Source organism: Paenibacillus sp. MMS20-IR301 (assembly GCF_032302195.1).
GTDB lineage: Bacteria > Bacillota > Bacilli > Paenibacillales > Paenibacillaceae > Paenibacillus_AQ.
On record NZ_CP135275.1, the window covers coordinates 297,498 to 320,832 of the forward strand.

The 23,335-nt window shown below is 51.4% G+C and carries 19 protein-coding genes; 17 read left to right on the top strand and 2 right to left on the bottom strand.

Annotation, left to right across the window (positions count from 1 at the left end; translation table 11 throughout):
- Positions 1-20 precede the first annotated feature (20 nt).
- The 8 genes from LOS79_RS01295 to LOS79_RS01330 all read left to right on the top strand — a co-directional run bounded on the left by LOS79_RS01295 (position 21) and on the right by LOS79_RS01330 (position 10,341).
- Entirely contained in the window at positions 21-899 is an 879-nt protein-coding gene (locus LOS79_RS01295; RefSeq protein WP_315415703.1) for a carbohydrate ABC transporter permease, read from the top strand.
- 17 nt (positions 900-916) lie between these two features.
- Positions 917-1,747, top strand: a complete 831-nt coding sequence (locus LOS79_RS01300) for a carbohydrate ABC transporter permease (protein ID WP_315415705.1) — start codon at positions 917-919, stop codon at positions 1,745-1,747.
- Positions 1,748-2,128: 381 nt separating this feature from the next.
- Entirely contained in the window at positions 2,129-3,667 is a 1,539-nt protein-coding gene (locus tag LOS79_RS01305) for an ABC transporter substrate-binding protein (RefSeq protein WP_315415707.1), read from the top strand.
- Positions 3,668-3,674: 7 nt separating this feature from the next.
- Entirely contained in the window at positions 3,675-5,399 is a 1,725-nt protein-coding gene (locus LOS79_RS01310; RefSeq protein ID WP_315415708.1) for a sensor histidine kinase, read from the top strand.
- Between the two features lie 12 nt (positions 5,400-5,411).
- Entirely contained in the window at positions 5,412-7,025 is a 1,614-nt protein-coding gene (locus LOS79_RS01315) for a response regulator (protein ID WP_315415709.1), read from the top strand.
- 96 nt (positions 7,026-7,121) lie between these two features.
- On the top strand, positions 7,122-7,781 hold the full coding sequence (locus tag LOS79_RS01320) for a response regulator transcription factor (protein ID WP_315415710.1): 660 nt from the start codon (positions 7,122-7,124) through the stop codon (positions 7,779-7,781).
- A gap of 2 nt (positions 7,782-7,783) precedes the next feature.
- The gene (locus tag LOS79_RS01325) at positions 7,784-9,160 is read left to right on the top strand and encodes a sensor histidine kinase (protein ID WP_315415712.1); all 1,377 of its coding nucleotides are present in this window, start codon (positions 7,784-7,786) and stop codon (positions 9,158-9,160) included.
- Between the two features lie 83 nt (positions 9,161-9,243).
- Positions 9,244-10,341, top strand: coding sequence for a hypothetical protein (locus LOS79_RS01330; protein WP_315415713.1), 1,098 nt, complete (start codon positions 9,244-9,246; stop codon positions 10,339-10,341).
- Between the two features lie 452 nt (positions 10,342-10,793).
- Here LOS79_RS01330 and LOS79_RS01335 read toward each other — a convergent pair whose 3' ends face one another.
- Positions 10,794-11,846, bottom strand: coding sequence for an SIS domain-containing protein (locus LOS79_RS01335; protein WP_315415714.1), 1,053 nt, complete (start codon positions 11,844-11,846; stop codon positions 10,794-10,796).
- A gap of 261 nt (positions 11,847-12,107) precedes the next feature.
- Between LOS79_RS01335 and nagA the strand changes: the two genes are divergently transcribed.
- From nagA to LOS79_RS01380, 9 genes are all read left to right on the top strand, one after another.
- A complete protein-coding gene (gene nagA, locus LOS79_RS01340; protein WP_315415715.1) occupies positions 12,108-13,319 on the top strand; it encodes an N-acetylglucosamine-6-phosphate deacetylase in 1,212 nt (403 codons plus the stop codon).
- Positions 13,316-14,275, top strand: a complete 960-nt coding sequence (locus tag LOS79_RS01345) for an ROK family protein (protein WP_315415716.1) — start codon at positions 13,316-13,318, stop codon at positions 14,273-14,275. The genes nagA and LOS79_RS01345 overlap by 4 nt, the downstream gene beginning before the upstream one ends.
- A gap of 79 nt (positions 14,276-14,354) precedes the next feature.
- Positions 14,355-15,221 carry a class II fructose-bisphosphate aldolase gene (locus LOS79_RS01350; protein WP_315415718.1) on the top strand — a complete coding sequence of 289 codons (867 nt, stop codon included), beginning with the start codon at positions 14,355-14,357 and terminating at the stop codon, positions 15,219-15,221.
- Between the two features lie 192 nt (positions 15,222-15,413).
- Positions 15,414-16,196: a DeoR/GlpR family DNA-binding transcription regulator gene (locus LOS79_RS01355; protein ID WP_315415720.1), complete on the top strand. Its 783-nt coding sequence runs from the start codon at positions 15,414-15,416 to the stop codon at positions 16,194-16,196.
- A 374-nt stretch (positions 16,197-16,570) separates the two neighbouring features.
- Complete coding sequence (locus tag LOS79_RS01360; RefSeq protein ID WP_315415722.1) at positions 16,571-17,374, top strand: ABC transporter ATP-binding protein; 804 nt, start codon at positions 16,571-16,573, stop codon at positions 17,372-17,374.
- A 158-nt stretch (positions 17,375-17,532) separates the two neighbouring features.
- Entirely contained in the window at positions 17,533-18,672 is a 1,140-nt protein-coding gene (gene tnpB, locus LOS79_RS01365; RefSeq protein ID WP_315415724.1) for an IS200/IS605 family element RNA-guided endonuclease TnpB, read from the top strand.
- Positions 18,673-18,930: 258 nt separating this feature from the next.
- Positions 18,931-19,935 carry a DHH family phosphoesterase gene (locus tag LOS79_RS01370; RefSeq protein ID WP_315415725.1) on the top strand — a complete coding sequence of 335 codons (1,005 nt, stop codon included), beginning with the start codon at positions 18,931-18,933 and terminating at the stop codon, positions 19,933-19,935.
- 446 nt (positions 19,936-20,381) lie between these two features.
- Positions 20,382-22,175, top strand: coding sequence for a hypothetical protein (locus LOS79_RS01375; protein ID WP_315415727.1), 1,794 nt, complete (start codon positions 20,382-20,384; stop codon positions 22,173-22,175).
- 30 nt (positions 22,176-22,205) lie between these two features.
- The gene (locus tag LOS79_RS01380; RefSeq protein ID WP_315415728.1) at positions 22,206-22,721 is read left to right on the top strand and encodes a SecY-interacting protein Syd; all 516 of its coding nucleotides are present in this window, start codon (positions 22,206-22,208) and stop codon (positions 22,719-22,721) included.
- A 314-nt stretch (positions 22,722-23,035) separates the two neighbouring features.
- Here LOS79_RS01380 and LOS79_RS01385 read toward each other — a convergent pair whose 3' ends face one another.
- Positions 23,036-23,194 carry a helix-turn-helix domain-containing protein gene (locus tag LOS79_RS01385; RefSeq protein ID WP_397386768.1) on the bottom strand — a complete coding sequence of 53 codons (159 nt, stop codon included), beginning with the start codon at positions 23,192-23,194 and terminating at the stop codon, positions 23,036-23,038.
- Positions 23,195-23,335 lie beyond the last annotated feature (141 nt).

Sequence of the window (23,335 nt, forward strand, 5' to 3'; positions counted from 1 at the left end):
GGGTTCCCCATTAACGGGGAGTGATCACTTTGAATTCCAGAAGCAGATATGTGTGGGCTTATCTCATGATCACGCCGACTCTCCTGGGCACATTGATTTTCTGGGGCTGGCCGGTTCTCCAGTCCATTCTGCTGGGGTTCCAGCGGTCGGAGAATTTCGGGCTTGTAAATCATTGGGTTGGACTTGATAACTACGTGAAGTTATTTAATGACGGGGAGTTCTGGCAGAATCTGCGCAATACTCTAACTTATGTAGTCTTGTTTGTACCGGTGACGCTGGTTCTGTCTACGCTGTTTGCCGTACTGCTGAATACGAAGATCAAGGGTTTATCCGTATACCGTGTCATCTTCTTCCTGCCACAGGTCACGATGCCGGCAGCGGCAGCGATGGTGTGGGTCGTCCTGTTCGCCAAGGATTTCGGGCTGATTAACCACATCCTGGGGACCAAGGTAGCCTGGCTGTCCAATCCGCATTATGCGATGCTGGTGCTGGTGATCGTCGGGGTGTGGGGAGCGATTGGTCTTAACATGCTGCTGATTCTTGCAGGCCTGCAGGGAATTCCGAAATCCCTCTATGAAGCTGCGGAGATTGACGGCGCCAAGCGGTTTAACAAGTTCCGCTATATTACTGTGCCTATGCTGACACCGACGCTTTTTTTCACCAGTATCATTCTGTTAATCGGGGCCACGCAAATCTTCGACTCCATCTATCTCATTATCGGCAAAACCAATGTAGCGCTCCCGGCGGTCCGCTCTCTTGTCTATGCGTACTACCAGAATACCTTCGTGTACTTTAATCCGAACTATGGTGCCGCGATTATTAATATATTGCTGTTCATCAATATTATCTTAACCGGAATCCAATTCGCGCTGCAAAAAAAATGGGTCATCTACGACTGAGAAAGGGGGATACCGAAATGCAGACTGCATCGGCGAGGAAAATCAACTCTATTATTCATCTCATACTTATTATCAGTGCGATTGCGATGCTTGTTCCATTCATCTGGATGGTGCTGACTTCGCTGAAGACGACGACGGAAGCTACGCAGATTCCGATCCGTTATTTTCCGGACACCCCCAGCTTAAGAGGCTACACGGAGGCGATCAGGCAATCGGCTTTTCCGCATTATTACATGAACACTATACTTACCGCGATTATGAAAACCGTATTTCCGGTGATCTTCAGCTCGATGGCAGCGTATGCCTTTGCCCGCTTGAGATTTCCGGGAAGCTCCTTCCTGTTTGCCTTGATTATCTCGGTCATGATGGTGCCGAATCCGGTATTCTACACTCCGCAATATATGATGATGAGCGATCTGGGCCTGGTGAATACAGTGACTGCGCTGTGGATTACCTCGCTGATCAGCCCGTTTGCGACCTTTCTGCTAAGGCAGTTTTTCCTCGGCATCTCCAAGGAGCTTGAGGAAGCTTCTGTGCTGGACGGCTGCAATCCCTTCCAGATTTACTGGCATATCATGCTTCCTTTGGTGAAATCCGCACTCGTGGCCATCGTCATTATTCAGCTGCAATGGGCCTGGAATGAACTGCAGTGGCCGCTCATTATTAACAGCTCACCGGAGAAAATGACCCTTTCCTCGGGGATCGCCACGCTGGTCTCCATGTTCGGGACAGATTATCCCGTGCTGATGGCCGGCGCCTTCATGGCGGTAGTTCCGATGATTGTCCTTTTCTTTATTTTCCAGAAACAGTTTATTGAAGGCATTGCCTTCAGTGCACATAAAGGCTAAAATCTGTCGCTGTAATCGACCCGGCTTCCAAAGCCAGCCGGGCGGAAGCGGCTGTAATGATCAAACGGCTGCCGTAGTCAATGAGGTTCATGAACGAAATAGGGATTGGAGCCGGGGGCACATGAATTCAGAATTCATGTGCTCCTGTTCCAGCTGCGTGACTTATAATATTGTATTCGCTTTCATGGAAGTGTTGTAAACTATGAAAGAGGTGAAGATAGAATGGATTTTTCGGTCGTTCAGCAAGGATTCTAGTGTACTAAATACAATAGCTCGATCTCTCTTTTCGTCTTCTCTTAGCGTAATAGATTGTGAATATTCCATGTCAGCCCAGACAGTCCCGAAATTAATTAAGGCACATGGTGAAGGAGGCGGCAGGCCATGAGGAAGCCGGCGGTCACATTGATGATAACCATCTTTTTCCTGACTATAACCTGCATACTGTACAGCGAGTATTTCCGCCCGGAAGCATCCGGGACGCAAGGGGCGCAGAATGCGGAAGCCGCGGAGAAGCCGGCGGGAGATGCGCCGCAGCCCTTTGTCACCCTGAAGGTAATTATGCCCGGTGATCTGTCCCAGCGGATGGGCGATTTCGTCGGGAATGAATTGAATGAACGGCTGAAGCGGGAGCTGAATATGAAGCTGGAGCTGACCTATATCCCGTGGTCCAATTATCAGCAGAAGCTGGAGCTGGCCTTATCCACCGGGGAGAATTATGATCTGTTCTGGTACGGCGCGCCCTTTGTCACTGTCTATAAAAGCTATATCCAGCCGCTGGACGGGCTGCTGGAGAAATACGGGCCGGATCTGATCAGGCATATCCCTGAAGAAAACTTCAAGCAGAACGTCATCGGCGGCCAGCTGTGGGCAATCCCGTCCCAGGCCTTCACATCGGCGGGCAAGTTCTCCTCCGTGATGGTCCGCCAGGATCTGCTGGAGCAGGCCGGTATGTCGGAGATTGCTACGTTCGCTGATCTGGAGCTGTTTTATGAGAAGATGCATGCCATGGATCCAAGCTACTATGGTTATCTGGAGACGGACCGCGGGCATGAAATGCTCTGGCGGGAGCTCTCGGGCCGCAACTACTCCGCGCTGGATGAACGGCTGCTGTTCATGGTGGACGAGGATACCGGGGAAATTCTGAGTTATGTAGAATCTGATTTATACAAGCAAGTAGCCCATCTGCGTGAGTCATGGGTGCAAAAGGGGATTATTGACAAGAATCTGGTAGGCAATCCCGCTGCGAAGATCGATCAGGAGAATGCAGGCAAGCTGCTGTTCCGGGTAGGTGCGGTCTCAAGAGCAATGGAGAATCTGCAGACGGTGCGCAACGCTAATCCCAAAGCGAGGCTGCGGGAATATTATCTGGCCAAGGAGAAACCGAAGTACATTACGACCCCAAGCAATGAAGCATTCATGATTACGGCCGCTGCAGCGAATCCGGAGCGCGCGATGATGTTTATGAACTGGATTTTGCAGAGCAGAGAGAATTATAACTTTATTATTTACGGTGTTGAGGGCAAGGATTATGAACTGGAGGACGGCAAAATCAGACAGCTGACCAACGACCAGCTGATGTATGAATGGATGTGGCGGAATAAGGATTATTTCATCGCACCGGCCAGTGTGGAGGATGAAATTATCAGTGACATGCTGAAGAATGACGAGAACTCCCGCATCTCCAAGCTGTTCGGATTCCACTTCAACGAGGAGTCTGTCAAGAATGAGCTTGCGCAGGTGATGGCTGTCTATAAAGAGAAGTTTGAGCCGATCAATTTTGGTCTGGCGGGCTATGAGGAATATTACCCGGATGCGATTGCGGATCTGAAGAAGGCCGGGTTTGATACCGTGTTCACTGAGCTAAAGAGGCAGTTCGCGGAATTCGCGGCCGGACGCCGGGCGGCTGAACCCGGGCAATGAGAGGGGGATGATGATGAGCAGATTCAGCATTTTCACCAAACTGATAGCCACGCTGTTCATTCTGCTGATCCCGATTCTGCTGCTGTTTGCGGTGTCGAACCGGACCAGCAGGGAGGTGCTGACGGAGGAGATTATCAAGGTCAAGCAGTACCAGATTGAGACGTTTGCGAATCAGCTGGACCAGTTATTTTTCCGGCTGGATACTTATAAGAAGATGCTGTATGAAAGTACGGATGTACGGAATCTGGCCTATCCTGATCTGCTGGATGATGTGCTGGATAAATACAGAACGAACCGGACCGTCTCGGAAGAGATTAACCGGCTGGCCGGCTACGGCGACTGGAAAGCGGTGATAGCCGTGCTCTACCCGCGTACCGGAATTGTCATCAAAAGCAGCTCCAGCCTGAATGCGCTCCCGAAGGAGCTGCCTGTACAGGATACGTTCTGGCAGTATTATTCGGATGCGAATGAGGATTATTTCCTCGGCATCCTGTCCTATCCCGAGAAGTCCGCGGAATCCGGCGAAGCGCATATGCGGGTAGTGCTTAAATTCGGCGTGGCGGAGCTGCGGAGAGCTCTATCCGAATTCAAAAGTAACGGCTCAGGGGACCCTTTCCTCTACCATCCGGGGGCGGAGCCTATCTATAATTATTCGGTGAATGTGAATCAGATCGAAGAGTTTCTGCCCCGGCTGGGGGAAATCGGCGGCTCCGGGGAAAGCGGATATCTGCTGGTGAATTCAGATCATAAGCGGTTTCAGGTCCATTATCAGAAGCTGGAATCCCTGGGCTGGTATCTGGTTGATTATGTGCCGATCAGTCATATTATGGCGCCGATCAGCCGGAACCAGACGATGTTCTATGTTATCAGCGGCATGCTGCTGTTCATGGGCGGGTATCTTGCTTTTGTGATGTACCGGAATATTCAGATTCCGTTCTGCAGGCTGTTCAAGAATATGAATCTGATTGAGAAGGGGATTTACTCTGTTAGAATGACGGACAAGCCCGAAGGGGAGTACCGCTTGCTGTATGAGAAATTCAACTCCATGGCCTCACAGATTGAAGAGCTGATTGAGGATGTGTATAAGGAGCAGCTCCGGTCCAAGGACGCAACACTGAAGCAGCTGCAGTCGCAGATCAACCCGCATTTTTTGTACAACACGCTTGCCTATATTAAAAGTATGATTGAGCTGAACGAAGATAAGGCTGCTGTATCGATGACGATGAATTTGAGCAGATATTACCGGTATACGACGAAGACGGGGAACAAGATGGCGGCGCTGAAGGAAGAGCTGGACCTGATCCATTTCTACCTGGAGATTCACTGCATGCTGCGCGATGATTTCGAATTCGGGATTGAGGTTGACCCGCAGATGGAGATTCTGGAGATTCCCCGCTTAATCATTCAGCCGCTTGTCGAGAATGTGATTCTTCATTCCTTCAACAATTATTCCGGCTACGGCATGATACAGATCCGGGTGTGGAGAGAGGGCGGCATGAACCATGTATCGGTTGAGGACAGCGGGACAGATATGGATTATGTGATCCTTGAATCGATCCGCATGAAGGTCTACTCAGCCAGTGAAGAAATTGACTCCGGACTGAAAAATGTCCATCAGCGCCTGCGCCTGACCTACGGCGGGGATTCAGGTCTCTTGCTCAGCAAGTCGGAGCTTGGAGGGCTGTGTGCAGAGTTATGCTGGAGCAGTAAGGAAGGTGAGTATTTGAGCTGAGGGGGGAAAGGGATGTACCAGATTTTAATTGTAGATGATCATACCCACCTGGTAGACAGCCTGGCCATTGGACTTCCGTGGGAGCAGATGGGGATTACCAATGTCTATAAAGCCTATTCCGGCGAGGAAGCGCTGGAGCTGCTGAACTACCATTCCGTTGATATTGTGGTGACCGATATTCATATGAACGGAATGAGCGGACTTGAATTAATTGCCCGGATCAATGAGAAATGGAAAAATACGAAGGCGGTCATTATCACTGGCTATGATGAATTCCAGTATGCCAAGGAAGCCATCCAGCAGCAGGTGAGCGAATATCTGCTCAAGCCGGTCTCGAACGAGGAGCTGGAGCAGACCCTGCGGAGTCTGATTGTTAAGATTACAGAGGAAGGCAACCAATTATTGAACCAGAACAAGTTTGCCTACCGTTTCCGGGAAAGTCTGCCTAAATTACGGGAAATGCTCTTGCTTGACCTGATCTCCGGCAAAAAATACCCCCAGTCGGTGCTGCAGGATAAAAATCAGCTGTACGGGCTGCCCTTCACTGCGGATAAGGAATCCATCCTCTTATGCATGAGAGTGGAGGAGGACTATACCAGTACCGATCTGTACAGCCTCTCTTTGATCGAATATGCCATGTTCAACATTGTGGAGGAAGTGCTCTCGGATGCTTTTCACGTGATGTACTGCAAGGACTCGCATGATTACCTGGTCTTCCTGGTGCAGTCTAAGGGGGAAGCCTTCTCTACCAAAGCCGGTTCTGCGGTCATTGAGGACCGGGCCAGACTCTCCCAGCATCAGATCAAGCTGTATCTGAAATCCAAGGTGTCCCTGGTTATCAGCGACTGGGGCGGGTTCCCCCGGGACATCCTGTCCATGTACCATGCTGCACGATCGGTTTATACGGATTATATCGGCTATCAGACGGAGAGCTTTTTCCATGTGACCGAGAAGAAGGAAGCCCCCGAAATCCAGCCGCTGGCCGAGCTGTACCGTCCCCGGACGTTCATGGAGCTGATTGATCTTGAGCAGTGGCCCGGGTTCGAGAGTAAGCTGAACCTGATCTTCAGTGAGCTTGAAGGGGCGGGCGGCGGAGCGCGTGAATACGGGATCGAAATCTATGTTACCCTGCTGCAGGCGTATTCCTACTATTTGCACAAGAAGGGCAAGCGGATCTTCGAGGTGTTCGGAAGGGATATGGAGAAGATGCTGAAGCTGGATGCCAGCTGGAGTGATGAGCCGTTAAAAGAGTGGGCGTTCGCCAGCTTCGTTCAGCTCAAGGCCTTCAGCGACACCCGCTCGGACAACATCCGCATGGACCTGATGGAACGGATCCGCCGGTTCATCCAGGGCCATATCCAGGAGATTACGCTGCAGGCGGTGGCGGATCATGTGAACCTGCATCCCGTATATGTCTCCAACCTGTTCAAACAGGAGAGCGGCGAGAACTTCATGAACTATGTGCTCCGCTTACGGATGGAGAAAGCCGTCCAGCTGCTGAAGCATAAGGATATGAAGATCAGCCAGATTGCCCATGAAATCGGCTACCAGAAGCCGCAGTATTTCATCAAGCTGTTCAAGGCGCAGTATGGAATGACTCCGCAGGAATTCAAGAACAGCATGTAATGCGGAGCTGTCTGCTGCTGAAATCTGCTATGATAGGGTTTAATAGTCTGAATTAATAGTCAGGCTGTCAGATTCATATCAGGAGGATATCCGGTAATGGCCCATATAGTAGTAGTTGAAGATGAACAGCCGATCAGCGATTTGATTACGATGAACCTCAAGCTGGTCGGGCATACGTATTCCAAGGCGTATTCCGGGACAGAGGCAGCCGCCCTGCTGGAACGGGAGCAGGCGGATCTGATTCTGCTCGATGTGATGCTGCCCGGTCTGGACGGCTTCCAATTGATGGAGCAGATCTCCCCCAGGCAGATTCCCGTCATTCTGATTACAGCGAAGAATGCACTTTCCGACCGCATCAGGGGCTTCGAGCTGGGTGCGGAGGATTATATTATCAAGCCCTTTGAAATACTGGAGCTGCTCGCCCGCATCAACGTGGTCCTGCGCAGGAACGAGCAGGCGGCTCCGGCCTTTACCTGCGATACGGTGGAGGTCCGGTTCGCCGAACGCCAGGTCCGGGTGGACCGGCAGCCGGTGGAATTGACCGCCAGGGAATTTGAGCTGCTGGAAGTTCTTATACGGAACCGGAACATTGCCTTATCACGGGACAAGCTGCTGGAGCTCGCCTGGGGGTATGACTATGCCGGCGATACCCGTACGGTAGATGTTCACATCCGTCAGCTGCGCAAGAAGCTGGGCTGGGAAGAACGGATCAAGACGGTATTCAAGCTGGGCTACCGGCTGGAAGTTCAGGTCTAGCCATGCGGTTCTGGCATAAGATATTGCTGGCCGTGCTCGTGCTCTTCATTGCCGCCCTCGATGTAAGTGTAATTATGGTGATGAAAAAAAGCTGGCAGCTGAACATGGACAGCGAAACCAGGCGCGCCTCCAGCGAGCAGCTGCTGATTGCCAATAATATCTATGAGAATCTGGAATCGATCCGGACGCGGGGACTTACGCTCACCCCTGCCTTGCTGGTCAATGTGGTGCAGTCGTATGGCGGGCATTACCGTAAGCAAGGAATTGAGCTGGAGCTGCGGGAGAACGGGCAGCTGATCTACCCGGCAGACAGCGGGGGGAGCGGAAGTCTGGCGGGACACAGCATCTCATTATCCATGCCTCTGCCGGCACCTTACGAATATCTGGAGCTGGCTTACAGCCGCGACATCAGCGGGCTGTATACCCAGCAGCAGGAGCTGAACCGCTTCTTCGTAATGATTAACTGGATTGCGGGGCCGGTGCTGGCCCTGCTGCTCTATCTCCTGATCCGTCATCTGACGCGGCCGCTCAAGCTGCTGGCGGAAACGGCCCGGACCATTGCCGGAGGCGATTATTCGAACCGGGTGGTGCTGTCTGCCCGGGATGAATTCGGGGAGCTGGCAGTCCATTTTAACCGGATGGCTTCGGTGGTGGAGCAGCGGATTACGGATCTCTCCGACATGGCGGAGGAGAAGCAGCGGATGGTCGATAATCTGGCCCATGAGCTGCGCACCCCGCTGACCAGCATGCAGGGCTTTGCGGAATTACTTACCTCGGCGAACATCGGCCAGGAGGACCAGATCAAGGCGGGGCACTACATTTGGAGTGAGACAGTCCGGCTGAAGAATCTGGCTTTTAAGCTGCTGGATTTGTCTGTCCTCCGGCATCAGCCGCTGGTTCAGGCGGAGGTAGAGGTTGCCGGGCTGTTCGAAGCGGTATTGCAGACGGTGGAGCACGAATTAGCAGAGAGCGGAATCCGGCTTGCGGCAGACAGTTCCATCTCCGCTGTGCGGGGTGATGGTGATCTGCTGGCCTCCTTCCTGGTGAATCTGCTCGATAATGCTATCCATGCTTCGGGGCCGGGCAGTCTGATCTCCTTGCTGGCTTATCAGCAGAACGGGGAAGCCGTGCTTGAGGTGCGCGACAGCGGACGCGGGATGACGCCGGAGCAGAGCCGGCAGGCCTTCGAGCCGTTCTACCGGGCAGACCCGGCCCGCTCACGGGTTTACGGGAATGCGGGGCTGGGCCTCTCCTTATGCCGGCAGATCGCCGAGGCACATGAGGCCAGAGTGGAGCTGGAATCGGTGCTGGGCCAAGGGACAAGCATCCGGCTTTATTTAAGCAATACGGCTATTACGGCGGATTTTACAACTTCATAACATCTGCCCTCCTACTCTATAACATCTTGGGATTATGGTATAGACAGATTTAACATCCTTGTATGGAGTGGAGGTAATCAGACTTGGAACAGAACAAACGGTTAACTGCTTTGGCTATCATTCTATTCTCGGGAGGCTTGCTCGCAGCAAGCGCCCTGCTCGTTCCCGGCATTGTGAACAATTCTGTCGCCGCCAAGAACGGCCCGGCAGCAGTGAACAGGACCGGCGTCCATCTGACAGGGGGCACGATTCCTGTGCTGAAGGTGGAAGCACCGGCTCCGGTGTCTACAGTGTCCGCGGATCTGCTTGACGGAATGACAGAGGAGGAGATCAGGGGGATCTATGAGCTTCTGAATAAGCCCGGCAATGAACCGCAGATGGTTGGCCGGGAAATGAGCGAAGCAGAGGGGAAACGGAGCCTTGTGCTGAGTGACAAGTATGTGTATGACGGGCTGCGGCCTGAGCAGCCGCTGCCGCTTAAGGCCGGACAAGCTGAATTCTATCTGGAGCTTGAGACCCATACGCTCTACTTTCCGGAGCGGGAGCTGACGGATGAAGAGCTGCTGCAGATGATTGACTGGTCTTACCGGACGATGTTCATCGCTTCCAGATACAATAACGCGGACCATGTAACTGTTCCCCCGCTGCCGCAGAAATTCAGCAAGGCTGAAATCAAGCAGCGGGCGGCTGAAAGTGTGCGTAAGCTGTTCGATGCAGATGTGTCCAAGCTGGAGACGACCGTTATGCTGCATGAGCCGGGATATGGCATACCTTCATTCTGGTCGGTGCACTCCGCTCCTTATAAGTCGAATACACTGCGCGGACAGGGTAAAGAATACTGGCAGTATGATGTGATGATTGATCCGGAGACCGGTACCATGATCGATACAACTGCTGCTAATGTGGCACTCAAACGGACACCGATTGATGCCGCCGCTGCTGCAGCCGTGCTGAAGGATAGCCGCTGGATTGCCAGAGCGAAGCAGATCATTACGGATAAGCAGGGCGAGACAAGGGCCATTGTAAAGGCAAGCATTACCGGTCAAGACGTGAATAACAAACGCGGAATGGTGGCGGTGAAGCTGGTGCTGGAGGATGGCAGCAGTTATACCGCAGAACTGCGTTATCCGGACCAGACGCTGCGCTGCCTGATCTATGAAGCTGCCGGCGAAGCGGAGTAGGCTTGTGCATTGATGGGAAAGTCCTTCTTTTGATCCTTACGGACCGTACAGCCGTTATTGTCCCGAATGTCCGTAAGCTGCAGGCAGACTCTACATTGCTGGAGCATAAATCGAATGTTGGACATTTTGATGGCTCAAGCTTCTAAAAAATGTATTCGTATCGTATGGCAGCGGACGTGTGCTGGTCTCGTTCTCCAGTCGCGTTAAGGCCAGTGCCAATGAACACCGTCGTCATTAAAATACAATGAAACCCAGGTTCTTTAAATGACCTGGGTTTCCCGACAATCTGGGCGCCCGATGCGGGCGCTGTTTTTTTTGAAATATACAAATTTACATGCCGCTGTACTTCATGCAACAAACCTCTCAAACATACAGATCCCTTGGCCTTAAAGCTGCAAGATGCATGCTTTTTGCGATTTGTTCATTTATGAAACTTGTCTTGTTCTGGCGGTCTACAGTTCAACCCAGGCCACCAGGCCGTCAGGCTGATCGGGGTTGATGCCTTGACGCGCAGCGCTGGTCAGGGCAACGATTTGCGGAATGAAGATAAACGGTATGCCTGCTGCGGCAGGATCCAATTCGTTGTCAGATGTGATTGTCAGGTCGGCATGCTCTGCTGCCGCCTCAGCTGCACCGGCATGGCCGGCGAAGGCGATGACGGTTGCCCCTCTGCCTTTGAGATCGCGCAGCAGGTTGCGCTGATGTTCCGTGCCGTTCCCGGTGACTGCAGCGATAACCAGCGTATCCGCCCCGACAGTTACCATCGGACCATGGCGGACATCCAGCAGGTGATAGGAATGGGCCTGTACCTTGGCAATTTCCGTCAAGGCAATAGCGCCTTCGGAAGCGAGGCCCTGAAGCTCTCCGTCTGCAAGCACAACCGTATGGGTCCACCCGAAATCAGCCGCCCGGCGGATGCTGTCCTCCACCCGTGCCATATAGGCTTCGCCTTGTTTAATGGCCTTGCCGATGTCAGCAATTAAGCTCTCATCGCCCCCAAGGAAGGCGGTCAGCAGCAGATTGGCTGTGTACAGATTGGTTACAGTACGGGTCTGGCAGACACTGCTGTCGAAGGCCCAAGGCAGCTCCAGCGCCAGACCGGCCTTGCCGGAAAGCGGAGAATCCGTTACACAGGAGATTGCCAGCGTGGTGACAGCTTTATGATTATTGTTCAGCAATTGTATCGCCTGCACGACTTCACTTGTACTGCCGGAACGGGACGGGGCGACGAGCAGCGTGTTCTCCAGCAGACGCCCGTAACGCTCCGGGTTCAGCATAAGATCGCCGCCGGCTAAAGCCATTGCCGGAATTCCTGCACGCAGCCGGGCAGAGAATGCGGCGGATTGGCTCAAGCAGTAGCTTGATCCGCAGCCGGCGAAGGTAACGGAAGTAATAGATTTTGCTTGAATGAAGGAGATAATCTCTTCTCTTTTAGAGAGCATGTAGTCATAGGTCTGCTGTAAGGCTGTATATTGCTGCTTAATTTCGCTGTAAGTCAAGCTCATCGGTAAGACCCCCTGTGAATTGTTGTTCAGCTAATGTGAGTGTAAACCAGCGGCAGGAGAATTACAATCATTATTTTGATTTATTCAATCATTTATTTGTTACATACAAATAATAATATCTATTATATTGAAATAAACTTCTTATTAATTATCGAAAAGATCAAATTAAAGATTGAAAAAATCATTTTAAGAGATTATTATGATCATATACAGAAGCAGGCCATCAGATTGCTGCCGCCGCATACATAAGGGGGAATGTTGATGCAGCATAAAGGTATTCATATTTATAACGCACGGATTCTGACACCGGAGGGCTGGATTGAAAACGGCAGTTTGTGCAGTAAAGACGGGTTAATTACCCGGATAACGGGCAGCGCATGGGTGAGGACAGGAGAGAGTGAAGAATATGAGCAGGTAGATGCCCGGGGGGGAATGCTGTTGCCCGGATTCATCGATCTTCATGTTCATGGCGGCGGCGGATACGATGCCATGCTGGCGACTGAAGATCAGCTTCAGGGGATGTGCAGATTTCACGCTGCTCATGGAACTACTTCCCTGCTGGCCACGACATTAACCGCTGCTCATGATGAAATTATCCAGTCCCTGGAATGTGCAGGACAATTCATTCACCCGGAGCGCTCCCCGGACGGGGCGAATCTGCTGGGCATCCATCTGGAGGGCCCGTTTCTGAATCCGGCCAGATGCGGCGCCCAGAACCCGGAAGACCTGCGGGAGCCTTCTATTGAAGAGTTTGAAGCGTTCTGGGCTGCGTCCCAAGGAAGCATTAAGCTGATGACGATTGCCCCTGAGCTGGGCCATGCGGAGGAAGTAATCCGTCATGCCGTGTGCAGAGGCGTGGTTGTCTCTCTGGGGCATACGGATGCTGACTTTGCGGTAATGCAGTCTGCGGTAGAATGGGGCGCATCCCAAGTAACCCATCTCTTCAACGGGATGAAGCCTCTGCATCACAGGGAGCCCGGGGCGGCAGGCGGAGCACTGATTCTGGACCCGTTGGCGGTCGAGGTCATTTGTGACGGGGTTCATGTCCATCCTGATTTAATGAAGTGGATATTCCGGGCGAAGCCGGAGGGCAAGGTTTTGCTGATTACAGACAGCATGTGTGCAGCCGGCTGCCTGGCCGGGGAGTATGTCCTCGGCAAGCTGCCGGTCCGTATGAGACAAGGCAAGGTGTATTTGAAGCAGGAGGATAGAACCGAAGGCAGCCTGGCCGGGAGCTCGCTGACAATGATTGAAGCCCTGGCTAACGCAGTCCGGTTCACAGGAATGGATATTGCCGATATCGTTCCGGCATTAACGGTTCATCCGGCTGTGCAGATTGGTGCTGCGGCTGCCAAAGGGACCATTGAACCGGGGAAGGATGCAGACCTGGTGCTGGTGAATGAGCAGTTCAAAGTGCTGCGCACCTTCGTGCGGGGCCGCCAGGTCTATGCTTGTGAGGAGGAGCTTCAATGAGATATGCAGCCGGTGTGGATGTTGGCGGCACCAATATAGAATGCGGCATCCTCGATGCGCAGGGCAGCATTCTGCTGAAACGGAAAATGCCGACCCGGCCGGATAGCGGGGCGGAGGATATCCTGCAGCGTATAACCGCCACCCTGGAGCGGCTGTATGCAGAGGCTGGTGTAGCTGCACAGGATATTGCGGTCATCGGACTCGGAATCCCGGGGCTGGTCGATCCGGAGGTTGGAATGAGTCTCCGGGCGGTCAATCTGAACTGGATTCAGGTGCCCGTTGCCGCTATGCTCAGGGAACTTACCGGCAAGCCGGTGTTTATAGATAATGATGTCCGTATGTATACCTACGGCGAAGCTGTTGCCGGGGCAGGACGCGGCTACGAATATATCTACGGCATTACCATCGGCACGGGTCTTGCAGCCGCATATGTACAACGCGGCGGGATCTACCGCGGGCACCGCTTCCTGGCGGGGGAGATCGGACATATACCGGTTAATCCAGCCGGCATTACATGCGGCTGCGGACGAACCGGCTGCCTCGAGACGATCGTGTCCGCGACCGGGATTGCGCGGCAAGCCCGCACAAGGATTGTACAAGGAGAGCACAGTCTGCTCCGGGAGCGCTTCGCCGATGTGGAGGACATCCGTGCAAGCGATGTCTCCAGGGCAAGCCGGGAAGGCGACGGATTGTCGCGGGATGTGCTTGAACGGACAGGGCGCGAGCTGGGGCGTGCGCTGTCCTGGGTGGTGCCGATCCTCGCGCCGGATGTGATTATTATCGGCGGCGGCGGCGCTTTGGCCGGGGAAGACCTTACCGGCCCGATGAGGCAGGAGATGAACGCCCGCCTGCTCCAAGATTATGCCGGCCGGACGGCTATCCGATACGCCGCGCTGGGTGATGATGCCGGAGTGATTGGCAGCGGCCTGTGGGCCTTGAGCCAGCTTAACAAGTAAGTGCAGCCAGCCGGCCGATTAAACGCTTAATTTGTCTTATATTTTCATACATCATTTTATAATCCGGGAGGAATAATTTATGCCGCTTATCTCATCAACCACCATGCTGCGTCAGGCCAGAGCCAATGCTTATGCCATTCCCGCCTTCAATGTGCATACGCTTGAGATGCTTCAGGCTGTCGTGGAGGCTGCTTCGGAAGCCCGTTCACCGCTGATTATCCAGACGACCATGGGCACGGTCAAACACCTGGGCCCGAAGTATCTTGTATCTGCTGCATCCGTTGCCGCCGATCAGTCCGGGCTGCCGATTGCGCTGCACCTGGACCACTGTACCGATTTCGCACTGCTGGTGCAGTGTATTTATGCAGGCTATACCTCGGTAATGATCGATGCGTCCATGCATCCATTTGCCGAGAATGTCCGGCGTACCGCCAAGGTGATGGAGATTGCAGCGGCGGCTGGAGTCAATGTGGAAGCCGAGCTGGGCAAGGTTGGCGGCGTCGAAGAGGATATTGTAGTGGAGGAGCGCGATGCGCTGCTGGCTGATCCGGAGGAATGCAGGCTGTTTGTGGAACAGACCGGGGTGTATACGCTCGCGCCAGCGATTGGCACCGCACATGGAATTTATAAAGGTGAGCCGAAGATTGATTTTGCCAGAATAGAGCGGATTGCCGCATTGGTTGAGGCTCCGCTTGTGCTGCACGGCGGTTCAGGCATCCCGGGCGAGCAGGTGAAGCGGGCGGTAAGTCTTGGCATGGCCAAAGTAAATGTGGCTACAGAATTGCGTATTGAATTCTCCAATGCGATTAAGCAGGTATTCGGGGGCAATGCCGAGGAGAATGATCCCCGTAAATATATGGTTCCGGCTAAGGAAGCCGTGAAACGGCTGGCGCTGGAAAAGATGGAGCTGTGCGGAAGCTTCGGCAAGGCTGATGAATTAAAGTGATTACTACCGTCACGCTGAATGCTGCTGTTGACAAGACCTATTATGTCAGCCGGCTGGATGCCGGGAGCATCGTATCTTCCCCAGGTGAAAATTGAGGTTCTGGGCTCCTGCTGATTGTTGCAAAATTGTCCGGTTTCCTCCAATATTAACTCATTAGGATGAATGGACAATGGTTTCCCGGAGGAGAGAGTCATGGATCAATCAAAAAGCGGCTTGCGCCGAGCGCGGATATTGGAATACGTAAAGCTGCACGGTAAAATTTCAGTTCAGGAGCTGATTCAGGAGTTCAACTGTTCAGAGGCTACGGCGAGAAGGGATTTGGACTGGCTGGATAAGTCGGGCAAAGTGATCCGGACGATCGGGGGAGCGGTGTATGAAGGCAATCTCCGGCAGGAGCCGGCGGAGCTGGCTTTTAGCGACAAGCAGTTCTACCTCAAGGATGAAAAGGAGAAGATTGCCGGAATCGCCGCAGCTTTGGTCCAGGAAGGGGATGTGGTCTGCCTGACCGGCGGAACGACGACCTTCTTCATTGCCCGGGCGCTTAAGCACCACAGCCGGATTACGGTCGTGACCAATGCGGTCAATATCGCAGCAGAGCTTGCTGAAGCAGAAGGAATCAGAGTGGTTGTCATCGGCGGGGTTATGCGTGCGGGCAGCTATGAGCTCATTGGGCCGCTGGCCGAGAGTGTAGTGAAGCAGGTCAATGTGACCAAAATGTTCCTCGGTGTGGACGGCGTATCCCCGGTGCATGGCTTTACGATGCATTCCGAGCTGGAAGCCAGCATCGCCCAGCAGCTGGTCAGACGCGCAAGCGAGGTCTATCCGGTATTCGATGACAGCAAATTAGCCAAGTCTGCTTTGTTCACCATTATCCCTTTAGGTGAAGCGACGGGAATTATTACGAACAAACAGCCTGAGCCCTGGCTGGAATCGGCCTGCAACGAGCAGCAGGTGAAGATCTATACGGAGGAATAGGCCCAACTCGAGAAATTTGACGATACTCCAGCTATCCGCAGGCTGTTCACGAAGTGAATTAAACGCTGTATACAGGCCATCCACCGGGCGTATCCATCCGGTGGATGGCCTGTATTATGTAAATTTGTTCTGCGGTGCCTGCTCAGCGGCTTCATTGCCCGGAAGATGATTGAAACTGAAATCTCAAGATTGGCCGCTCTGCGCCATGACGGCACAGACCTGTCCAACATGGGGGAGCATTTGGATACAAGGAAGACGGCACTGGAGCAGAATGACCGTACGCTCTGCAGTGCAATGGACTCTGGAGATTCTAAACGGCACGCTTTCCGAGCTGTGAATGTAAGGGATAACTTAAGGCAGAAAGGGGAACAGGCATGATTATATCACTCCAAAATGTATCCTGGCAGAGGGAGAAGATGATGATTCTGCGCGGTATGAACTGGGAAGTGGAGCAAGGGCAGCACTGGTGTATCGTCGGCCTGAACGGATCAGGCAAGACGACGATGCTGAACGTTGTGAACGGCTATATCTGGCCGACGACGGGACAGGTGGAGGTGCTGGACCACCGCTTCGGCGATGTTGATCTGCGGGAGCTGCGCAAACGGATCGGCTGGGTCAGCACTTCGCTGCAGCAGAAGCTGTACGGCCATCAGACTGCGCTGAATATTGTCCTCAGCGGGAGATTCGCAACCATTGGTCTGTATGACAAGACGAATGAAGATGAACTGAAACAAGCCGAGGAGCTGATGGAATTCCTTGGCTGCTCTTCCTTAGCTTCCCGGACATACGACACCTTGTCGCAGGGGCAGCGCCAGAAAATCCTCATTGCCCGCGCGCTTATGGCGAATCCGGATCTGCTGATACTGGATGAACCATGCACAGGACTGGATATCTTTGCCAGGGAACAGCTGCTGCAGATGATCGGGAAGATTACGCAGCAGCCCGGCGGGCCGACCTTGCTGTATGTAACGCATCATATCGAAGAGATAACGCCTTGCTTCACGCATACGTTATTGGTGAAGAACGGTGAAATCTACAAAGGGGACAAGACAGTAAACTGTCTGCGTTCGGATGTGTTAAGTGATTTCTTTGATACCCCTGTTGAAGTACAGGAGCATCATAACCGCAAGTGGCTTACACTTACCGGTGACTTCAGCAGCGGACCTCCCTTACTGTAGACAGGATCACTTTAACAAATCGTTGTCAGAATTCCCCCACTTCTAAAGTGGCGGGATGAATGATAACGGTTTGTCTTTGCTTTTCAGAAGATCTTTGGTAAAATCGAAACAAGAACATATATTCCTGTTTTGATTCATAGAAGTTGAGGTGAGGCTTCATGCTCAAAGCTTTCAAATTTCGGTTATATCCAAGTGCTCCGCAGGCTGATTTCTTGGTGAGAAGCTTCGGCTGTGTACGTAAAGTCTACAACCTCATGCTGAATGATCGCATCGAAGCCTACAAAAAGCACCGGGAAACCGGTGAACCCATCAAGCTTCCTACACCCGCCCAATACAAAAAAGAATATCCTTTTCTTAAAGAAGTCGACAGTTTGGCCCTATGCAATGCCCAGCTTCATTTAAAGGCCGCCTATAACCACTTTTTCCGTCATCCTTCCTCCGGTTTTCCAAAGTGGAAATCCCGTAAACATCCGGTCCAGTCCTACACCACAAACAATCAGAATGGAACCATCGCGATTGTGGCAGGACGTTATTTGAAACTGCCCAAGATGGAACCTGTGCGGATCAAGCTGCATCGGCAGCTTCAGGGCCAGATCAAATCGGCCACCATCTCCCGTACGGCTACCGGTAAGTATTTTGTGTCCATTCTGTGCGAAACGAAGGTGGAAGCGAAGACATTAACCGGTTCAGTCATCGGGATGGATCTCGGGGTCACTTCGTTTGCCGCCTTCTCCGATGGAACGAAAGTTCAGAATCCGAAGCATCTGGTGAAAACCTCAGACCGGCTCTCCAAGGCCCAGCGTAAATTGTCGCGCCGGGCGCTGCAGGCCCAGAAGGAGGGGCGCCTCCTCGCAGGTAGCCGTAATTACCAGAAGCAGCGTATCCTTGTGGCTAAGCTGCATGAAAAAATAGCCAATCAGCGGAATGACTTTCAGAACAAACTCAGTACGGAACTCGTCAACAACCACGACGTGATCTGTGTAGAGACTCTGAATGTCACAGGGCTGGTTCGAAACCACAGGCTTGCCCGTAGTCTTCAAGATGTCTCGTGGTCCGCCTTTCTGTCCAAACTGACCTACAAAGCAGAGTGGTATGGGAAACAAGTGATCCGGGTGGGACGCTGGTTCCCTTCCAGCCAGCTCTGCTCGGCCTGTGGGCACCGGGATGGAAAAAAGGGACTCCACATCCGGGAATGGAGCTGTCCAAGCTGCGGAACCACGCATGACCGGGACGTAAATGCAAGCAGGAACATCCGGACAGAAGGGCTGCATCTGCTCAATGAAACCGCCCAAATCTAACGCTGAAGGGAACCGCAGGGACTGCGGGGATCGCTTGGTGTATAAGCCTAACCGCTGCTTCGGAAGGTCGTCATCCAGAGCAAGTATGGGCTGTTCCCGAGAAGCTCACACCTCTATAGGTGGGAGTAGTTCACTTGAAGCAGACATCAGGGGAAGCTGAGCAGGAATGAGGCTGCACAAAAACCGTTTGCGCAAATTTCATCCTTTGTGTATTGTATTGAGATAATGCCTTTATCTGAGTATGGGAGATTTGTACAAATGGATTTTAGTCATGTGAAGTTAAGCCGTAACAGCTTTCAGAAGGTTATTCATGTCAGTCATAATGATCTGGACGGATTGTCACCGATCGTGTTGTCACGGATCGCGTTTGCCGGCAAAGAGCTGCTGACCAAATACTGCAATTATAACAGGGTAGATGATATCGTCCTGGATCTGCTTGAAGAAGAAATGGATCATATGTCGGTCATGTTCATTACGGATATTAATGTCAGTGAAGACGTTGCTGCGGAAATCGATGAATACGTAGACAAGGGATACAGGATTTATGTCCTCGATCATCATGATCCGAAACCTGCAATGCCGGTTGAGTCGTATAGACATTGGATGTACCTGCAGAATACCTATCCGGATGGCAGAGGGACTGCTGCTACGTCAATATTCTATGAATTTTTGCTCGGACAAGGGTTATTGACCTCTTCGCTGATCATGGATGATTACGTTGAACTGGTACGGCTGTATGATACCTGGGAGTGGCCTGATGGTGACAAGAGCAACCGCCGGGCGAAACGAATGAATGATTACCTGTTTATGTCTGACCCGAAGGACTTCTGCGACCAGGTGATTCTGCGTTTAACATCCGCTCAAGCTCAGGCGTCATTCTCATTTGAGCCACAGGCTGAGCATTTGATTGATCAGGAACAACAGCGTATTGAGGATTATTGCATGGAGAAAAAGCAGGGAATGCGTTGCTTCCAGGGCCAGGTTGACGGGACGGGACGGATATACACTTATGCAGTCATGATTGCCGAATTATATCAGTCGGAGCTTGGCGATATGGTCTGCAGCGAGGGAATAGGAGAGCTTGATTTCGTGGTCATGATTGATCTTCCGAAAAATAAGCTGAGCCTCCGCTCAAACAAAGCAACGCCAGTGGACGTAGGAGCCATTGCCAGAAGTTTAGGCGGCGGGGGGCGTGCCCAGACGGCAGGCTGCCCGCTGAATGAGCTTACAAAACCGCTGTTTCTGGACCCGCTGACGGATTAGATGCTGTAATAGGGCCTCTGATCTAAGAAAACGGATTTCAGTGTCATATATCAGCGGGCAAAGGGAACCGTGAAGATTCCACCCGCGCGGTTGTCGTTGATACGGAGCTGTGCAGAGCATATTTATTGGTGTAGCTGGCCTTAGTTATGGTCTTGAATTGGGTCAAGCAGAACAGCCCCCGCATTGCGGCGAGGGGGCTGTTTGCTGTGCTTACCCAATCGGATTCTAATGCCCTGGTACGCTGCTTCGCGGGCAGGGAAGGTTGAAATATTCCGGCAGGGAGAGCACGAACATCGGATCAGGGAAAGTGGTGATTGTTCGCCATGACAAGCACTTGATAATACTAAAAAATTTGGAAAATAAAGCCGATAATAAGGGATGTAAATCATATATTTGGATTTTTATTGAAGATACAAGTACATAGAGTATGGAGTTAAACATGAAGGATGAAGAAAAGGGGGATGGTATTGTCTTCCGCAAAAATGATCTTTAATGTCGATGAAGCAGAGCGTCTGCGGACGAAAATCGGACGGGTCAGCCAGGACACGAATCAGCTCTACCTGCAGTTCAAAGGAAAAGCTTCGGACTGGAACGGCATCCCGCTGGGGCAGGAGCTGTTACATGCTCAAGTGCTCATCAATGAGCTAACCAGCGAAGCCGAGAAGCTGGAGGATCTCATCCGGAGTGCTGTTCAAGGGTTCCAGGGAGTTCAAGCGGAGAATAAGCGGCAGGGGGATCAGCTCAGCCAGCAACTGGGTACACTGGCAGGACTATTCGGAAGCCTAGGGGGCAGCGGATCATTTGCTCCACATTCCATCCCCGCCTTAGCACAGAAGGCCGTAACCGGCCTGATTCGTACCGTATCGATCCTAAGTGGCCGGGATGAAATGGGTAGCGATCCGGTAGTGCAGAAGCTACGGGGAATGATACAGCAGTCAGGCCTGGCAAGCATCAATGGACTGGCTGCGCAGCTGAAGCTGAAAGAAATCTATGAAGCACGTGAGCTAATCGGAAAGTCACAAACAGCCTACGGGGTATACAAGGCCTTTGGCAATCAGGCACAAATGGAGGCGGCCCATCAGCAGGCGGAGGAAGCGCGCAAGAAGCTGAAGTCTATGGGAATCAGCGAAATCCAGTATCAGCCAGGGAAAGATCTCAGGGGATACTACAAGCAGCCGGCAATCAAAGCCTGTGACTACGATCCGTCGATCAAGGAGGACAGCGTGCCTGTCTTACATAACGAAGAATACCTGCTGCTGCTGCGGATGGGGATGGAGGAGAACACCGCTGGGGCATATGCGAGAAGCCAACTGGAGGCCAAGCGGCTGGAAATAGAAGCTGCGGAAGGTCAGCGGGCGCTGGATAACAGGACAGGGGCCAAGAAATACAACTTTGAGGAGTACAGCAAAACGCTTGTAGGAAGCACATGGGTACTCCAAAAAAATGGCATAACCAATCAGGACGCAGCGCAAGCCTCTATTGCGTATCAGGAAGCCATTAAGAGCGGAGAGATCAGACCCGATCAGGGCAATGTACCAGTCGATATTATGCAGGAGCAAATGCTGGCAGCGAAGGACGGGATCAACTACTGGACCGGTGAAAAAATAACAAAACTGCAGGCCTATAGTATAATATTCAGCAGTCTAGTTGTCAGTTTTCAGGGGATACAAGGACTTCGCGGGAATATAAAGAGAACCCTGCCGCTTCATCCCGGTGCGACTGAAATAACTGCGTCCAGGGTGAAAAAGATTAAGGTTCCTGTATTTGAGGGGACGGGAAATCCTGACCACCCGATTAGAACATACCGAGATGCTGATTTAAGTAAACTAGAAGCTAAATATACTGCTGACCCTAGACTGACCGTGGAAATGCCATACGTAGGTAAAGAAAAGAATAGTACAAATTCAGAAGGATGGTTACGAGATAAAGATTATTACTGGAAAGAGGTAATGGAAAAATATCCTGAAAGTATCAGTAAAGCCAACAAGCAAAAAATTGAATTAGGTTTTTCACCAATTAATGATAAGCAGTTCAGAGAACACTTCCCACAGTTTAATATTAAAGAACTGAATAATGACACTCTTATTCACCATCATATTGGCGGCGGTGGTCAAGCTGTTGCAGTACCATCAAAACTACATCCTGGGTCGGGTGGCATACACAATGCTGAAAAAGAAGCAGGAATTTGGGGTAGTGATAGCCAATATGCTGAATTACTAGAAAAATTCTTAAACAAGTAGAGGGTGATATGTTTGTCTATAAAGGAAGCTATGAATCAATATTTTTCATTAAGGAAAGAAATTGCTGAGGAAGGATTGGACTTTTTATTTAAGACACCATTCGATGAAGATGTTGAATCTCTTATTTACATTGGTGAAGTCGACGAGGATGAGTACATCTCATGGCAACCTGTCGAAAAAGACTTTTATGATTTCAATTCACTAGAAGAGGACTTAGATGTCAGGATTCATCCTTCTGTTATAGAATACTTCAATTCATATTATTTTGCCGATTTAGATGGATTTATTAAAGACCATTACATAAAACTAGAATCGGTACTGCAAAAGGCAGATATTGAATCTTATAGTAACACGCTTAAAGGATACAAGAATAACCACGACAACAAACTTGAAAATATTCCATTAGGGATAGAAGGCAACGGGCTTAACGTAGTGGTTGATAACGAGGATGGTTCTGTGAAACTCGAGGACTTCGAAAGAAATTCATTCGAAGTGATTTCCGAGAGTATTGAGCTATTAATTATTAGTTTACGGCTAAAAAGATAATATCATTGAATAGAACTCTTTGTGATGACGTAGAATTTCCATTCCTCTTATATTATCATTTGGGGGGTTACCCAGTACCGAATGAACCCATCTCTCAACCAATAACACACTTAACCCATGTAATACCCGTAAATAAATTTTTTTATTGTTTTTACGAACTTCAACACTACAATTTTACAACCTAAATAACGCTATTTCGTCACATTGAACAGGTCGATTATGGTCAGATGCCATCATGATTAGCCTGTTTTTTGTTATCTTCGCTATCTTGCGTTTTGGCCGATGAAGTATTTGAAGACTTTCGGAAGTTTTGATTATTTCGAACGGGATTCCAGCGGGGACACCCCAAGGGGGGCACGGAAGACCCGGTGAAAATACGAGTAGCTGGAAAATCCGCATAATTCAGCTGTATGCTCCAGAGTCATTTCGCTATATTTGATCTGCTCGACAGCAGCATTAAGCCGGATTTCAATAGCATATTGGTTCTTGACGGATGATTATCCGGCATTCAAAGTGCTGAATTATATGTCAAGCAGTCAGCTTGTACATCTGCTGGGTATCAGTGATAAAGGCAATTCAGCGCCGGCTGAAGGATTGACGAATACCCGCATGAA

What these genes read in the sequence shown, in the direction of transcription:
- LOS79_RS01360 (WP_315415722.1), top strand. Translation starts at nt 16,571, where the DNA reads ATGATTATATCACTCCAAAATGTATCCTGGCAGAGGGAGAAGATGATG.
- LOS79_RS01380 (WP_315415728.1), top strand. Translation starts at nt 22,206, where the DNA reads ATGAATCAATATTTTTCATTAAGGAAAGAAATTGCTGAGGAAGGATTG.
- LOS79_RS01370 (WP_315415725.1), top strand. Translation starts at nt 18,931, where the DNA reads ATGGATTTTAGTCATGTGAAGTTAAGCCGTAACAGCTTTCAGAAGGTT.
- LOS79_RS01315 (WP_315415709.1), top strand. Translation starts at nt 5,412, where the DNA reads ATGTACCAGATTTTAATTGTAGATGATCATACCCACCTGGTAGACAGC.
- LOS79_RS01305 (WP_315415707.1), top strand. Translation starts at nt 2,129, where the DNA reads ATGAGGAAGCCGGCGGTCACATTGATGATAACCATCTTTTTCCTGACT.
- LOS79_RS01350 (WP_315415718.1), top strand. Translation starts at nt 14,355, where the DNA reads ATGCCGCTTATCTCATCAACCACCATGCTGCGTCAGGCCAGAGCCAAT.
- LOS79_RS01300 (WP_315415705.1), top strand. Translation starts at nt 917, where the DNA reads ATGCAGACTGCATCGGCGAGGAAAATCAACTCTATTATTCATCTCATA.
- LOS79_RS01345 (WP_315415716.1), top strand. Translation starts at nt 13,316, where the DNA reads ATGAGATATGCAGCCGGTGTGGATGTTGGCGGCACCAATATAGAATGC.
- LOS79_RS01325 (WP_315415712.1), top strand. Translation starts at nt 7,784, where the DNA reads ATGCGGTTCTGGCATAAGATATTGCTGGCCGTGCTCGTGCTCTTCATT.
- LOS79_RS01375 (WP_315415727.1), top strand. Translation starts at nt 20,382, where the DNA reads ATGAAGAAAAGGGGGATGGTATTGTCTTCCGCAAAAATGATCTTTAAT.
- tnpB (WP_315415724.1), top strand. Translation starts at nt 17,533, where the DNA reads ATGCTCAAAGCTTTCAAATTTCGGTTATATCCAAGTGCTCCGCAGGCT.
- nagA (WP_315415715.1), top strand. Translation starts at nt 12,108, where the DNA reads ATGCAGCATAAAGGTATTCATATTTATAACGCACGGATTCTGACACCG.
- LOS79_RS01320 (WP_315415710.1), top strand. Translation starts at nt 7,122, where the DNA reads ATGGCCCATATAGTAGTAGTTGAAGATGAACAGCCGATCAGCGATTTG.
- LOS79_RS01355 (WP_315415720.1), top strand. Translation starts at nt 15,414, where the DNA reads ATGGATCAATCAAAAAGCGGCTTGCGCCGAGCGCGGATATTGGAATAC.
- LOS79_RS01310 (WP_315415708.1), top strand. Translation starts at nt 3,675, where the DNA reads ATGATGATGAGCAGATTCAGCATTTTCACCAAACTGATAGCCACGCTG.
- LOS79_RS01335 (WP_315415714.1), bottom strand. Translation starts at nt 11,846, where the DNA reads ATGAGCTTGACTTACAGCGAAATTAAGCAGCAATATACAGCCTTACAG.